This is a genomic window from Pseudomonas tumuqii, from assembly GCF_013184545.1.
Lineage (GTDB): Bacteria > Pseudomonadota > Gammaproteobacteria > Pseudomonadales > Pseudomonadaceae > Aquipseudomonas > Aquipseudomonas tumuqii.
In genome coordinates this window covers 33,045-47,057 of sequence record NZ_JAAOJA010000017.1, presented here as the reverse complement: position 1 = coordinate 47,057, position 14,013 = coordinate 33,045, and the positions used below count along the sequence as shown (strand labels likewise).

Annotated in this window: 12 protein-coding genes; 11 read left to right on the top strand and 1 reads right to left on the bottom strand. The window is 60.4% G+C overall.

The window, feature by feature from the left end:
* Positions 1-59: 59 nt before the first annotated feature.
* A complete protein-coding gene (icd, locus tag G9C89_RS22240) occupies positions 60-1,316 on the bottom strand; it encodes an NADP-dependent isocitrate dehydrogenase (protein WP_172152392.1) in 1,257 nt (418 codons plus the stop codon).
* A gap of 368 nt (positions 1,317-1,684) precedes the next feature.
* On the opposite strand from icd, the gene G9C89_RS22235 reads away from it, so the two are divergent.
* The 11 genes from G9C89_RS22235 (at position 1,685) to G9C89_RS22185 (ending at position 13,851) form a co-directional block, all read left to right on the top strand.
* Entirely contained in the window at positions 1,685-3,910 is a 2,226-nt protein-coding gene (locus G9C89_RS22235) for an NADP-dependent isocitrate dehydrogenase (protein WP_172152334.1), read from the top strand.
* A 155-nt stretch (positions 3,911-4,065) separates the two neighbouring features.
* Positions 4,066-4,506, top strand: coding sequence for an NUDIX hydrolase (locus G9C89_RS22230; RefSeq protein WP_172152332.1), 441 nt, complete (start codon positions 4,066-4,068; stop codon positions 4,504-4,506).
* Between the two features lie 62 nt (positions 4,507-4,568).
* On the top strand, positions 4,569-5,702 hold the full coding sequence (gene mnmA / locus G9C89_RS22225; protein ID WP_172152330.1) for a tRNA 2-thiouridine(34) synthase MnmA: 1,134 nt from the start codon (positions 4,569-4,571) through the stop codon (positions 5,700-5,702).
* The gene (gene hflD / locus G9C89_RS22220; RefSeq protein WP_172152328.1) at positions 5,699-6,319 is read left to right on the top strand and encodes a high frequency lysogenization protein HflD; all 621 of its coding nucleotides are present in this window, start codon (positions 5,699-5,701) and stop codon (positions 6,317-6,319) included. The genes mnmA and hflD overlap by 4 nt, the downstream gene beginning before the upstream one ends.
* 14 nt (positions 6,320-6,333) lie before the next feature.
* Positions 6,334-7,179 carry a DMT family transporter gene (locus tag G9C89_RS22215; RefSeq protein WP_172152326.1) on the top strand — a complete coding sequence of 282 codons (846 nt, stop codon included), beginning with the start codon at positions 6,334-6,336 and terminating at the stop codon, positions 7,177-7,179.
* A gap of 88 nt (positions 7,180-7,267) precedes the next feature.
* Entirely contained in the window at positions 7,268-8,638 is a 1,371-nt protein-coding gene (gene purB / locus G9C89_RS22210; RefSeq protein ID WP_172152324.1) for an adenylosuccinate lyase, read from the top strand.
* A 77-nt stretch (positions 8,639-8,715) separates the two neighbouring features.
* Positions 8,716-9,882: a ribosomal protein uL16 3-hydroxylase gene (locus G9C89_RS22205; RefSeq protein WP_172152322.1), complete on the top strand. Its 1,167-nt coding sequence runs from the start codon at positions 8,716-8,718 to the stop codon at positions 9,880-9,882.
* Entirely contained in the window at positions 9,875-10,300 is a 426-nt protein-coding gene (locus tag G9C89_RS22200) for a GNAT family N-acetyltransferase (protein WP_172152320.1), read from the top strand. The genes G9C89_RS22205 and G9C89_RS22200 overlap by 8 nt, the downstream gene beginning before the upstream one ends.
* Positions 10,301-10,313: 13 nt before the next feature.
* Positions 10,314-10,952 carry a DUF7931 domain-containing protein gene (locus tag G9C89_RS22195; RefSeq protein WP_172152318.1) on the top strand — a complete coding sequence of 213 codons (639 nt, stop codon included), beginning with the start codon at positions 10,314-10,316 and terminating at the stop codon, positions 10,950-10,952.
* Positions 10,949-11,758 (top strand): secretin N-terminal domain-containing protein, encoded by an 810-nt coding sequence (locus G9C89_RS22190; RefSeq protein ID WP_172152316.1) that lies wholly within the window; start codon positions 10,949-10,951, stop codon positions 11,756-11,758. Before G9C89_RS22195 ends, G9C89_RS22190 begins: the two co-directional genes overlap by 4 nt.
* A 497-nt stretch (positions 11,759-12,255) precedes the next feature.
* The gene (locus G9C89_RS22185; RefSeq protein ID WP_172152314.1) at positions 12,256-13,851 is read left to right on the top strand and encodes an isocitrate lyase; all 1,596 of its coding nucleotides are present in this window, start codon (positions 12,256-12,258) and stop codon (positions 13,849-13,851) included.
* The last annotated feature ends 162 nt before the right edge of the window (positions 13,852-14,013 follow it).

Below are 14,013 nucleotides of genomic sequence, written 5' to 3'. Positions count from 1 at the left end.
GGTTACCCAAAATAAAAAAGACCGGTCATTGACCGGCCTTTTTCTTACCGCTGATCAGCTCACATGTGAGAGATCATGGCGTCGCCAAACTGCGAGCAGGACAGCAACTTGGCACCTTCCATCAGGCGCTCGAAGTCATAGGTCACGGTCTTGGCCGAGATAGCACCGTTGGTGCCCTTGATGATCAAGTCCGCGGCCTCGACCCAGCCCATGTGGCGCAACATCATTTCGGCAGACAGGATCAGCGAACCCGGGTTCACCTGGTCCTTGCCAGCGTATTTCGGCGCAGTGCCGTGGGTTGCCTCGAACATGGCAATGCTGTCGGACAGGTTGGCGCCAGGCGCAATACCAATACCGCCAACTTCGGCCGCCAGGGCGTCGGACAGATAATCACCGTTCAGGTTGAGGGTCGCGATTACATCGTATTCAGCCGGCCGCAGGAGGATCTGCTGCAGCATGGCGTCGGCGATAGCGTCCTTGACGATGACGTTCTTGCCAGTTCTCGGGTTCTTGAACTGCATCCAGGGACCACCATCGAGCAGGGTTGCACCAAACTCTTCAGCGGCAATTTCGTAGGCCCATTCCTTGAAGGCACCTTCGGTGAACTTCATGATATTGCCCTTGTGCACAATGGTCAGCGAGTCGCGGTCATTATCGACCACATACTGCAGGGCCTTGCGCGCCAGGCGCTTGGTGCCTTCTTTGGAAACCGGCTTGATACCGATACCGCAATCCTGGTCAAAACGGATCTTGGTGACACCCATTTCTTCCTTGAGAAACTTGATGACCTTGTTCGCTTCAGGCGAACCGGCTTTCCACTCGATCCCGGCATAAATATCTTCGGAGTTTTCCCGGAAGATGGTCATGTCGACGTCGCCAGGCTTCTTCACCGGGCTAGGCACGCCTTCGAACCAGCGCACCGGACGCAGGCAAACGTACAGATCCAGCTGCTGGCGCAGGGCCACGTTGAGGGAGCGGATGCCACCACCGACCGGGGTGGTCAGCGGCCCCTTGATGGAAACGACGTAGTCTTTGACGGCGTCCAGGGTTTCCTGGGGCAACCAGGTGTCCTGGTCATACACCTGAGTCGCTTTCTCGCCTGCGTAAACTTCCATCCAGGAAATCTTGCGCTTGCCGCCGTAGGCTTTTTCGACGGCCGCATCGACGACCTTGATCATCACCGGGCTAATATCGACACCGATGCCGTCACCCTCAATGTAAGGGATGATCGGGTTGTTCGGTACGTTAAGCGACATATCGGCATTGACGGTGATTTTGTCACCGGTTGCTGGCACCTGGATCTTTTGGTATCCCATGCTGGACTCCGCTTTGTGGTTAGAAATCATATCTCTCCCGAGCGTAACCCACTTGAATCGGGCGAGACTACCTGTTCCTTCGTCTATAGACACAAGGGCATTCTTCAGCACCTTAGTGCAATGGTATACTGCGCGCCGTGACTAACGAGTCATAGGGGATTGCCTGTCTTGAACGAGACAGCCAGCCCTTGAACCGGTCGAGTTGCTACCGCAACTCAACCGTTCAACTGCTCAACGCTCTACTGGTGCATCCCACATCATTGCGGCAAATCCTCGACTTTCGGCTCATTGACGACTTTGAGCGAACGCGCCTACATGCGCATCTCGAGATTCTGTGCTCGCTTAGCAAAGAAGAGAGTTAATCCTAAATGTCCAACCGTTCGAAGATCGTCTACACCTTCACCGACGAAGCTCCAGCCCTTGCCACCTATTCACTTCTGCCAATTGTAGAAGCTTTCGCTGCATCCGCTGACATAGCCGTCGAAACCAGCGACATCTCTCTTGCAGGGCGTATTCTTGCAAGCTTTGCCAAGCATCTGGACGCCGACAAGCGAGTCCAGGACGACCTCGCCAAACTGGCTGATCTGGCCACCATGCCAGAAGCCAATATCATCAAGCTGCCCAATATCAGCGCCTCGGTACCGCAACTCAAAGGCGCCATCGCCGAGCTGCAGGCCCAGGGTTACAACATCCCCGATTTCCCGGAAGACCCGCAGACCGAGGCGGAAAAACAAGCCCGCACGCGTTACAGCAAGATCCTCGGCAGCGCCGTGAACCCGGTCCTGCGTGAAGGCAACTCAGACCGTCGCGCACCCGCCGCAGTCAAAGCCTTCGCCCGCAAGCACCCACACTCGATGGGCAAGTGGAGCATGGCCTCCCAGTCCCACGCCGACTACATGCGCGGCGGCGACTTCTTCTCCAGCGAACAGTCGATCACCATGGATAAAGCCGGTGACGTGCGCATCGAGTTCGTCGACAAGAACGGCAAGGTCGAAGTGAAGAAGCAACTCGCCCTGCAGGAAGGCGAAGTCTTCGACAGCATGTTCATGAGCTGCAAGAAGCTGCGCGACTTCTTCGAGAAGACCCTGCAGGACTGCAAGGAAACCGGCGTCATGTGGTCGCTGCACGTCAAGGCGACCATGATGAAGGTGTCCCACCCGATCGTCTTCGGCCACGCCGTCAGCGTCTACTACAAGGACGTGTTCGACAAATACGGTGAGCTGTTCAAGGAACTGGGCGTCAACCCGAACAACGGCATCAGCAGCGTCTACGACAAGATCAAATCCCTGCCCATCTCGCAGCAGGAAGAGATCCTCCATGACATCCACGCCTGCTACAGCGGTCGTCCGGAAATGGCCATGGTCGACTCGGTCAAGGGCATCACCAACCTGCACATCCCTAGCGACGTGATCGTCGATGCCTCGATGCCGGCGATGATCCGCAGCTCCGGACAGATGTGGGGCAAGGACGGCAAGCTGAAAGACACCAAGGCGGTGATGCCGGAAAGCACCTACGCCCGTATCTATCAGGAAATGATCAACTTCTGCAAAACCAACGGCGCATTCGACCCGACCACCATGGGCAGCGTGCCGAACGTCGGCCTGATGGCGCAGCAAGCCGAAGAGTATGGCTCCCACGACAAGACCTTCGAAGTGACTGCCGATGGCACCATGCGCGTGGTTCTGGCCGACGGCAGCGTACTGATGCAGCACGAAGTCGAAGCCGGCGACATCTGGCGCGCCTGCCAGACCAAGGACGCGGCAATTCGCGACTGGGTCAAGCTGGCCGTTACCCGCGCCCGCCAATCCAACACCCCGACTATCTTCTGGCTCGACCCGGAGCGCGCTCACGATCAACAGTTGCAGAAGAAGGTTGAAGCCTATCTGCAGGAATATGACCTGAGCGGCCTGGATATTCGCCTCATGGGTTACAACGAAGCCATCCGCATCAGCATGGAGCGCCTGATTCGCGGCCAGGACACCATCTCGGTGACCGGCAACGTACTGCGCGACTACCTGACCGACCTGTTCCCGATCATGGAACTGGGCACTTCAGCCAAGATGCTCTCCATCGTGCCACTGATGGCGGGCGGCGGCATGTATGAAACCGGCGCCGGTGGTTCGGCACCGAAACACGTGCAACAGCTGATCGAAGAGAACCACCTGCGCTGGGACTCGCTCGGCGAGTTTCTGGCTATCGCAGTGTCTCTGGAAGAGACCGGCATCAAGAACGACAACCAGCGCGCCAAGCTGTTGGGTAAAACCCTGGATGCCGCCACCGGCAAGCTGCTCGACAACAACAAGTCGCCGTCGCGCAAAACCGGTGAACTGGACAACCGTGGCAGCCACTTCTACCTGGCGATGTACTGGGCCCAGGAGCTGGCTGCGCAGACTGAAGACGCCGCGTTGCAAGCGCACTTCAGCCCGCTGGCGAAAACCCTGACCGACAATGAAGCAACCATCCTTGCCGAACTCAGCGCCGTGCAAGGCTCGCCGGTGGACATCGCCGGCTACTACCGCTCGAGCCCGGAGCTGACCCGTAAAGTCATGCGTCCGAGCGCAACCTTAAACGCCGCGATCGCTTCGCTGCTGTAAGGCGTAACACCTGGCGCTTGAGCGCGCCGCATGACCAGAAGCCCCGGCCAAGTGCCGGGGTTTCTGCTTGTGCGCCCAGGTACAGCAGATGCAGAGCATGGCGGACCACCGACCAGCGACTGCTTATGATCGACCCACTCCTAGAGGGCACACACATGGATTGGCACCCCCACATCACCGTTGCCACTGTCGTCGAAAACCAGGGCCGCTTTCTCCTCGTCGAAGAGCTCAAGGGCGGGCGTCTGGTACTCAATCAACCCGCCGGCCATCTTGAGGCCAACGAAACCCTGCGCGAGGCAGCGGTGCGCGAGACACTCGAAGAAACCGGCTGGGATGTCGAACTCACCGGCATCGTCGGTGTTTATCTGTATACCGCGCCGAGCAATGGGGTGACCTATCAGCGCATCTGTTTTGTCGCCAAACCGTTGCGCCATCATCCGCAACGCAACCTGGACAGCGGCATCGTCGGCGCGCCATGGTTGACCCGTGATGAAGTGTCCAGCCAGCCAGAACGCTGGCGCAGCGAGCTGGTCCTGCGCTGCATTGACGACTACCTCGCCGGCCCGCTGCATGACCTGGAGCTGATCCGTGATTGAATACCGCCTTAGCCTTGGCACCGCCAGCCTGTTAGAATTTCGTCTTTTGTGCAGACACCCCCATGCGTGATCCAGCCCTCCCTAGCCCAGAACAGCAACGCGTCATAGTCGGCATGTCCGGTGGCGTGGACTCCTCCGTCTCTGCCCTGCTGCTGCTCGAACAGGGTTATCAGGTCGAAGGCCTGTTCATGAAGAACTGGGACGAAGACGACGGCACCGAATACTGCACCGCCATGGATGACCTGGCCGACGCCCAGGCCGTGTGCGACAAGATCGGCATCAAACTGCACACTGCCAACTTCGCCGCGGAGTATTGGGACAACGTGTTCGAGCATTTTCTTGCCGAATACAAGGCCGGGCGCACGCCCAACCCGGACATCCTGTGCAACCGCGAAATCAAGTTCAAAGCCTTCCTCGACTATGCCCTGGCGCTTGGCGCCGACCTGATCGCCACCGGCCACTATGTGCGCCGCCGCGATCGCGATGGCCGCACCGAACTGCTCAAGGGCCTGGATCCGAACAAGGACCAGAGCTACTTCCTGCATGCCGTCGGTGGCGAGCAGATCGCCAAGACCCTGTTCCCCGTAGGTGAACTGGAAAAGCCGGCAGTGCGCGCCATCGCCGAGAAGCACCAGTTGGCCACGGCGAAGAAGAAAGACTCGACCGGCATCTGCTTTATCGGCGAGCGGCGCTTCAGCGACTTTCTCAAGCAGTATCTGCCGGCCCAACCCGGCGATATTGAAACCACTGAAGGCGAGGTGATCGGCCGCCACCATGGCTTGATGTACCACACCATTGGCCAGCGCCAGGGCCTGGGCATCGGCGGCTTGAAAGACGCCAGCGACGAGCCCTGGTACGTGCTGCAAAAAGACCTGGAACGCAATGTGCTGGTGGTCGGTCAGGGCAACGATCACCCCTGGCTGTTTTCCAGCGCCCTGCTCGCTTCCGAGATTTATTGGGTCAACCCGATCGAACTCAACCAACCACGCCGGCTGACGGCCAAGGTGCGCTACCGCCAAGGCGATCAAGCCTGCATCCTGGAAAAAACCGCCAACGGCTATCGCGCCAGTTTTGCCATGCCGCAACGCGCGGTCACGCCCGGCCAGTCAGTGGTGTTCTATGACGGCGAAATCTGCCTCGGCGGCGGCGTGATCGAAATAGCAGAACCCTGGAGCAGCAAGGATAAGCATCCATGAGTCCAATGCAGGAACAACTGGTCGCCCTGGGTGCGGTTTTCGAAGCAGCGGTGCTGGTCGACAAGCTGGCCAAGACAGGACAGGTTGGCGAGCCAGGACTGGCATGCATGCTGGGCAGCCTGCTGGTGCGCGATCCCAAGAGCACCCTGGACGTGTACGGCGGTGACGACCTCAACCTGCGCGAAGGGTATCGCGCCCTGATCGGCGCCCTGGAGCGCGACCCGGCCAGCCTGCAGCGCGAACCGCTGCGCTACGCCCTGGCCCTGCTCGGGCTGGAAAGGCAACTGGCCAAGCGCGACGACATGCTGCAGGTCATGGGCAGCCGCCTGGACCAGATCCAGAACCAGGTCGGTCACTTCGGTCTGGTGCATGACAACGTCATTGCCGCCTGCGGCAGTCTCTACGAGGACACCATCAGTACCTTCCGCCAGCGCATCCAGGTACAGGGCGACATGCGCCATCTGCAACAACCGAGCAACGCCTCGAAGATTCGCGCCCTGTTGCTCGCCGGCATCCGCTCGGCACGGCTGTGGCGTCAGCTGGGTGGCCACCGCTGGCAACTGGTGTTCAGCCGCGGCAAGCTGCTCAAGGACCTCTATCCGCTGTTGCGCGGTTAACCGTGACCACCCGCATGGTCAAACCCATGCAGGGTGCCGCGCTGCTGGCGCTATCGGCGCTGCTGTTCTCGCTGATGGGCGTCGGCGTGCGCGAAGTCTCCGCCAGCGTCAATAACGAGTCGGTGGTGTTCTTTCGCAACCTGGTCGGCGTGCTGTTCTTCCTGCCGTTGATCCTGCTCAAGGGCGTGGCCCCGCTTAAAACCACGCGCCTCAAGGCGCATCTCTGGCGCACCGGCTATGGCCTGGCGGCGATGTACTGCTTCTTCTACGCGCTGGCCCACCTGCCCCTGGCCGACGCCATGCTGTTCACCTACTCGGCCCCGCTGTTCACGCCACTGATCGCCTGGTGGTGGCTGAAGGAGCCGCTGAGCAAACGCATCCTGCTGACGACCGGCATCGGCCTGCTCGGCGTGCTGCTGGTGGCCAAGCCCTCGAGCGCCTTGCTCAGTGGCAATACCCTGATCGGCATGGCGGCCAGTGTTCTGGCGGCATTTGCCTTTGTCTCCATCCGCGAGATGAGCGATACCGAGCCCGCTTATCGCATCGTGTTCTATTTTTCGCTGTTCAGCGCGCTGGCCTCCGCAATCCCGCTGACCTGGGCCTGGCAACCCTTGAGCAATCATGAGCTGAGCCTGTTGCTGGCAATCGGCCTGCTCGCCACCATCAGCCAGATCATCATGTCCAAGGCCTACGGCATGGCGCCGCCCGGCCTGATCGGGCCCTTTGCCTACCTGGCCATCGTCTTTGCCGGCGTGATCGCCTGGTTGCGCTGGGGCGAAACCCCGGATCTGACCTTGCTGATCGGTGCCGCCCTGATTTTTGCCTCCAGCCTGCTGTCGATTGCCCGACGCAGCCGCTGAACGGCTATCGAGCAAACGCGGCCAGAGCGGCGATTTAATGTATGATATGCGCCCTTTTCGTCAGCCGATTGTCCGAGAACGCCCTCTTATGCAGCTTTCCTCGCTCACCGCGGTTTCCCCCGTTGATGGCCGCTATGCCGGCAGAACCAGCGCCCTGCGCCCAATTTTCAGCGAATACGGCCTGATCCGCTTTCGCGTCCTGGTTGAAGTGCGTTGGTTGCAGCGCCTGGCCGCCCACGAAGGCATCGGCGAAGTCCCAGCCTTCTCGGCCGAAGCCCAGGCCGTACTCAATCAACTGGCGGACAACTTCGCCATCGAGCACGCCGAGCGTGTGAAAGAAATAGAGCGCACCACCAACCACGACGTCAAGGCCGTGGAATACCTGCTCAAGGAACAGGCCGCCAAGCTGCCGGAGCTGGATAACGTCAGCGAGTTCATCCACTTCGCCTGCACCAGCGAGGACATCAACAACCTGTCCCACGCCCTGATGCTGCGTGAAGGCCGCGATAACGTCCTGTTACCGCTGATGCGCCAGACTGCCGAAACCATCCGTGAACTGGCGGTGAAATTCGCCGACGTGCCGATGCTCTCGCGCACCCACGGCCAGCCCGCCTCGCCGACCACCCTGGGCAAGGAACTGGCCAACGTGGTCTATCGCCTCGAGCGGCAGATCACCCAGGTCGCGGCCGTACCGCTGCTGGGCAAGATCAACGGCGCCGTGGGCAACTACAACGCGCACCTGTCGGCCTACCCGCAGGTCGACTGGGAAGCCAACGCCCGCGCCTTTATCGAAGTAGACCTGGGCCTGCAGTTCAACCCCTACACCACGCAGATCGAGCCACACGATTACATCGCCGAGCTGTTCGACGCCATCGCCCGCTTCAACACCATCCTGATCGACTTCGATCGCGATATCTGGGGCTACATCTCCCTCGGCTACTTCAAACAGCGCACCATCGCCGGCGAAATCGGCTCCTCGACCATGCCGCACAAGGTCAACCCGATCGACTTCGAAAACTCCGAAGGCAACCTCGGCATCGCCAATGCACTGTTCCAGCACCTGGCCAGCAAGCTGCCGATCTCGCGCTGGCAGCGCGACCTGACCGACTCCACCGTGTTGCGCAACCTGGGTGTCGGCTTCGCCCATAGCGTGATCGCCTATGAAGCAAGTCTCAAGGGAATCAGCAAGTTGGAGCTGAACGCTCAACGTATTGCTGATGATCTGGATGCCTGCTGGGAAGTGCTGGCCGAGCCGATCCAGACCGTCATGCGCCGCTACGCCATCGAAAACCCCTACGAGAAGCTGAAAGAGCTGACTCGCGGCAAGGGCATCAGCGCCGAAGCGCTGCAGACCTTCATCGACGGCCTGGATATGCCGGCCGCGGCCAAAGCCGAACTGAAGTTGCTGACACCAGCCAACTACATCGGCAATGCGGCCGCTCAGGCCAAGCGCATTTAACCGATCGAGTCCTTTGCACGCCCGGCAGTGCCGGGCGTTTTTATTTTTGGGCTTTTATTTATTTCAAGGGCTTAACGATGAATCCTGATACTCCACTGCAGTTGTTGGGTGGCCTTACGGCCCGTGAATTCCTGCGCGACTACTGGCAGAAGAAACCTCTGTTGGTACGCCAGGCCATGCCCGGCTTTGAGAGCCCGATCTCGCCGGACGAGCTGGCCGGCCTGGCCCTGGAGGAGGAAATCGAGTCGCGCCTGGTCATCGAACACGGCGAGCGCCCATGGGAGTTGCGCCGCGGCCCGTTCGCCGAAGATGCCTTCGCCCAACTGCCGGAACGCGACTGGACCCTGCTGGTGCAAGCCGTCGACCAGTTCGTCCCGGAAGTGGCCGAACTGCTCGAGGAATTCAAGTTTCTGCCCAAGTGGCGCATCGACGACGTGATGATCAGCTTTGCCGCACCTGGCGGCGGTGTCGGTCCGCACTTCGACAATTACGATGTGTTCCTGCTGCAGGGCTACGGCAAACGCCGCTGGCAGGTCGGCCAGATGTGCAACTCCGAGAGCCCGCTGTTGCCACACGCGGATCTGAAGATCCTTGCCGAATTCGCTAAAACTGAAGAATGGGTACTGGAACCCGGCGACATGCTCTATCTGCCGCCGCTCCTGGCCCACTGTGGTACCGCTGAGGATGATTGTATGACTTATTCCGTAGGCTTCCGTGCGCCTAGCGCCGCCGAAGTACTGACCCATTTCACCGACTTTCTCGGCCAGTTCCTGCCGGATGAGGACCGTTATAGCGACGCCGATGCGCAGCCGACCAGCGATCCGCACCAGATCCAGCGCGACGCCCTGGATCGTTTGAAAGCCCTGCTCAATGAACACATGAGCGATGAGCGCCTGCTGATGACCTGGTTCGGCCAGTTCATGACCGAACCGCGCTACCCCGAACTGATCGCCGGCATCGAGATCGACGAACCGGCCTTCCTCGGCAGCCTGGAAGCTGGCGCCGTGCTGATCCGCAACCCCAGCGCACGCCTGGCCTGGTCCGAAGTGGGCGAAGACCTGGTGCTGTTCGCCAGTGGCCAGAGCCGCTTGCTGTCTGCCAGCCAGCGCGAGCTGCTGAAGCTGATCTGCTCGGCCGACGCGCTGCATATCGACAACCTCGGTTCATGGCTGGCCGATGACGAGGGGCGTAATCTGCTTCTGGAGCTGGCCAAACAGGGCAGTCTGGAGTTTGCCGATGAATAGCATCCACGTGCGCCTGGCCGATTGGCAAAAGGACAACGCCGAGCTGCGGCGCATTCGCGAGACGGTGTTCATTGCCGAGCAAGCGGTGCCGCCGGAACTCGAATGGGATGCCGAAGATGTCGAGGCCTTGCATTTTCTCGCCTACGAGGGCGATTACCCGATCGGTACCGCGCGCCTGCTGCCGGACGGGCATATCGGTCGGGTTTCGGTGCTCAAGGACTGGCGTGGCCTGAAAGTCGGCGATGCACTGTTGCGCGCGGTGATCGCGGAAGCGGAAAAGCGTGGCCTGCAGCAACAAATGCTCAGCGCCCAGGTGCAGGCCACGCCTTTCTATGAAAGGCTTGGCTTTGCCATTGTCAGCGGCGAATACCTCGACGCCGGCATTCCCCATGTGGATATGGTGCGCCACAGCCAATAGCCGCGAGGTCAGGATGAACCCAGACGCCCCATCAGACGCAACCGAGAGCCACGAGCCAGCAGAGCTTCCCGCCATCGAGTTTCAGTCGCCGGGGCGTTTTGCCGTGCGCAATCCCGAACCGACCCCGGGCGAGAACCCACAGGCAGAACCGGCGCCGTTCATCCTCGGCGAGCACCTGGCGCTGGAGCGCTTCGATCAGCCGGAGATGGCCCGCGCCCATGCACTGGCCATGTTCCTGCAAGCCCAGCGCAGCCTGTGCATCTATAGCGCCGACCTCGACCCCTGGCTGTATCACCACAGCAGCATCCAGGAGGCCTGCACCCGCTTCCTCCTGGCCAGCCCGCAGAACCACCTGCGCATCCTGGTCAAAGACATCAGCCGCGCGGTCAAACAGGGCCACCGCCTGCTTGGCTTGTCGCGCCGACTGTCGAGCAACCTGCATATTCGCCAGCTGCACCCGGACTACCCCAATGAGGAAGTGGCCTTTTTACTGGCCGATGACCGCGGCTTGCTGCTGCGCCCCGAACCCGAACAATTCGCCGGCTATGCGCTGTACCAGGATCCCGCCCGCGTGCGCTTGCGCCAGGCACAATTCGATCAGGCCTGGCAGACCAGCATCACCGCCCCCGATGTAAGGAGTTTCCTGCTATGAGTGCGCGTACCCTGCTCGCGGGCCTGCTGCTCAGCATCGCCCTGCCCCTCTGTGCGGCCACCGAGGTCATCCCACTGAATTACCGCACCGCCGATGATGTGCTGCCGCTGGTGCAGTCGTTGCTGGGCAACGATGGACGCGTCAATGCCTATGGCAACCAGTTGATCGTCAACGCCACGCCGGTCAAGATCGCGGAAATCCGCCAATTGCTCGAGCAACTGGACACCCGTCCACGGCGCTTGCTGATCAGCGTCGACAGTTCGGAGTCCAGCTACCAGAGCGACCGCGGCTATCGCGCCGACGGCACCATAAGTACCGACGATGCCCAGGTGCAGATTGGCCGGGGCGAAATCAACGGTCGCGACCAGGTGCGCATCATCAACCGCACTACCGACAGCCGTGGCGGCGGCACCCAGCAGGTACAAGCCACCGAGGGCTACCCGGCGCTGATCCAGGTCGGCCAGAGCGTGCCCCTCAGTTCGACTCACCGCGATTCCTACGGCCAGGCCTACAGCAGCACCGAATACCGCGACGTCACCCGCGGTTTCTACGTGACCGCCAGCCTCACGGGCGAAATCGTGCACATCAATATCAGCAGCAATCGCGACCGCCTGAGCTCATCGCAACCCGGGGTGATCGACATCCAGAGCACCGATACCCGGGTCAGCGGCCGGCTTGGGGAATGGATCAGCATCGGCAGCGTCAACCAGCAGAGCCAGGCCGAGCAAGGTGACGTCCTGCGGCAGCGTTCGACCCAGGGCCGTGAGGACATGACCCTGCGGGTCAAGGTCGAGATCGTCGATTAAAACTGACTCGCCGGTCGTCGCAATACTTATGTAGTAGTCGTGAAAAAGCACTACAAAACGTTTGACGAACACTTTTAGCAGAGGCATCATGGCCTCGCTCCCGCTAATCAGGGGCCCTGGAAAGGGTCTCCGGGTCGTGTTCCAGCTTACCGCCAGAGCCGATTCGTGTTGTAAAGCCCACAAGGCAGTTCGACGAGATTGCGACTGGAACGAAGTTGTCCTGAGGGACGGGGAAGCGCTTCAACGTAGCAGCCAGCAGACAGTTACAGCCTACTGAGTCGTCCAACGGCATCCACGAGCCGGTAAACGCCAAATGACCCGTTCATTTGCAGCAGCTGTAGTCAAACGCACTGTTCGTTTCGTCCCCCCTCCTCCCGGCTGCAACTGCGCCCTGGTCACTCTCTCTCGTACTGTTGTGAGCCCCGCAACCATGACCCTCACAGGTTTTGAGTGGGAAAGTCGGTGCTCAACCAAACACATACATTGAAGGATTGACCATGTCCGCTTATCAAAACGATATCAAGGCAGTAGCCGCTCTTAAAGAGACCAACGGCAACAGCTGGAGCGCTATCAACCCGGAGTCCGTGGCCCGCATGCGCGCCCAGAACCGCTTCAAGACCGGTCTGGAAATCGCCCAATACACCGCCGACATCATGCGCAAGGACATGGCCGAGTACGATGCCGACTCTTCCGTCTACACCCAGTCCCTGGGCTGCTGGCATGGGTTCATCGGTCAGCAGAAGATGATCTCCATCAAGAAGCACCTGAAGACCACCGACAAGCGCTACCTTTACCTGTCCGGCTGGATGGTTGCCGCCCTGCGTTCCGAGTTCGGCCCGCTGCCGGACCAGTCGATGCATGAGAAGACTGCAGTCTCCGACCTGATCGAAGAGCTGTATACCTTCCTGCGCCAGGCCGACTCGCGCGAACTGGACCTGCTGTTCACCGCCCTGGACGCTGCCCGCGCCGCCGGCGACAGCGCCAAGGCCGCTGACATCCAGAACCAGATCGACAACTACGAAACCCACATCGTACCGATCATCGCCGACATCGACGCCGGTTTCGGCAACCCGGAAGCCACCTACCTGTTGGCCAAGCGCATGATCGAAGCAGGCGCCTGCTGCATTCAGATCGAGAACCAGGTTTCCGACGAGAAGCAGTGCGGCCACCAGGACGGTAAAGTGACCGTTCCGCACGCCGACTTCCTCGCCAAGATCGCTGCCGTTCGTTACGCCTTCCTCGAACTGGGAATCGACAACGGCGTGATCGTTGCTCGTACCGACTCCCTGGGTGCCGGCCTGACCAAGCAAATCGCCGTAACCAACGAGCCGGGTGATCTGGGCGACCAGTACAACGCCTTCCTCGACTGCGATGAAGTCTCCACTGCCGACCTGAAAAACGGCGACGTGGTACTCAACCGCGAAGGCAAGCTGCTGCGTCCCAAGCGTCTGCCAAGCAATCTGTTCCAGTTCCGCAAGGGCACTGGTGAAGCGCGCTGCGTACTGGACAGCATCACCTCGCTGCAGAACGGTGCCGACCTGTTGTGGATCGAAACCGAGAAGCCGCACGTCGGTCAGATCGCCGAAATGGTTAACGAGATCCGCAAAGTGATCCCGAACGCCAAACTGGTTTACAACAACAGCCCGTCGTTCAACTGGACCCTGAACTTCCGTCAGCAGATGTTCGACATCATGGCCGGCGAAGGCAAAGACGTTTCTGCCTACGATCGCGCCAAGCTGATGAGCGTCGACTACGACGAAACCGAACTGGCTCTGCGTGCCGACGAAATGATCCGCACCTTCCAGCGTGATGGTTCGGCTCAAGCCGGCATCTTCCACCACCTGATCACCCTGCCGACCTACCACACCGCCGCGCTGTCCACCGACAACCTGGCCAAGGGTTACTTCGCAGAAGAAGGCATGCTGGCCTACGTCAAAGGTGTTCAGCGTCAGGAACTGCGTCAGGGCATCGCCTGCGTCAAGCACCAGAACATGGCTGGCTCCGACATCGGCGACAACCATAAAGAGTACTTCGCTGGCGAAGCGGCTCTGAAAGCAAGCGGTAAAGACAACACCATGAACCAGTTCGGCTAAGCGCCACTGCTTCACTCGGTCAGGACTTCGCGTGCTGACCGAGCCCGCGACAAGAAAACCCCGGCAGCGATGCCGGGGTTTTTTATTTTTCCGCGCGCCATTGCGTACTCCACCCAGGCGCAAATGCTCCTTGGCGCCACAGGTCGGCAGCGGATTGCTTGC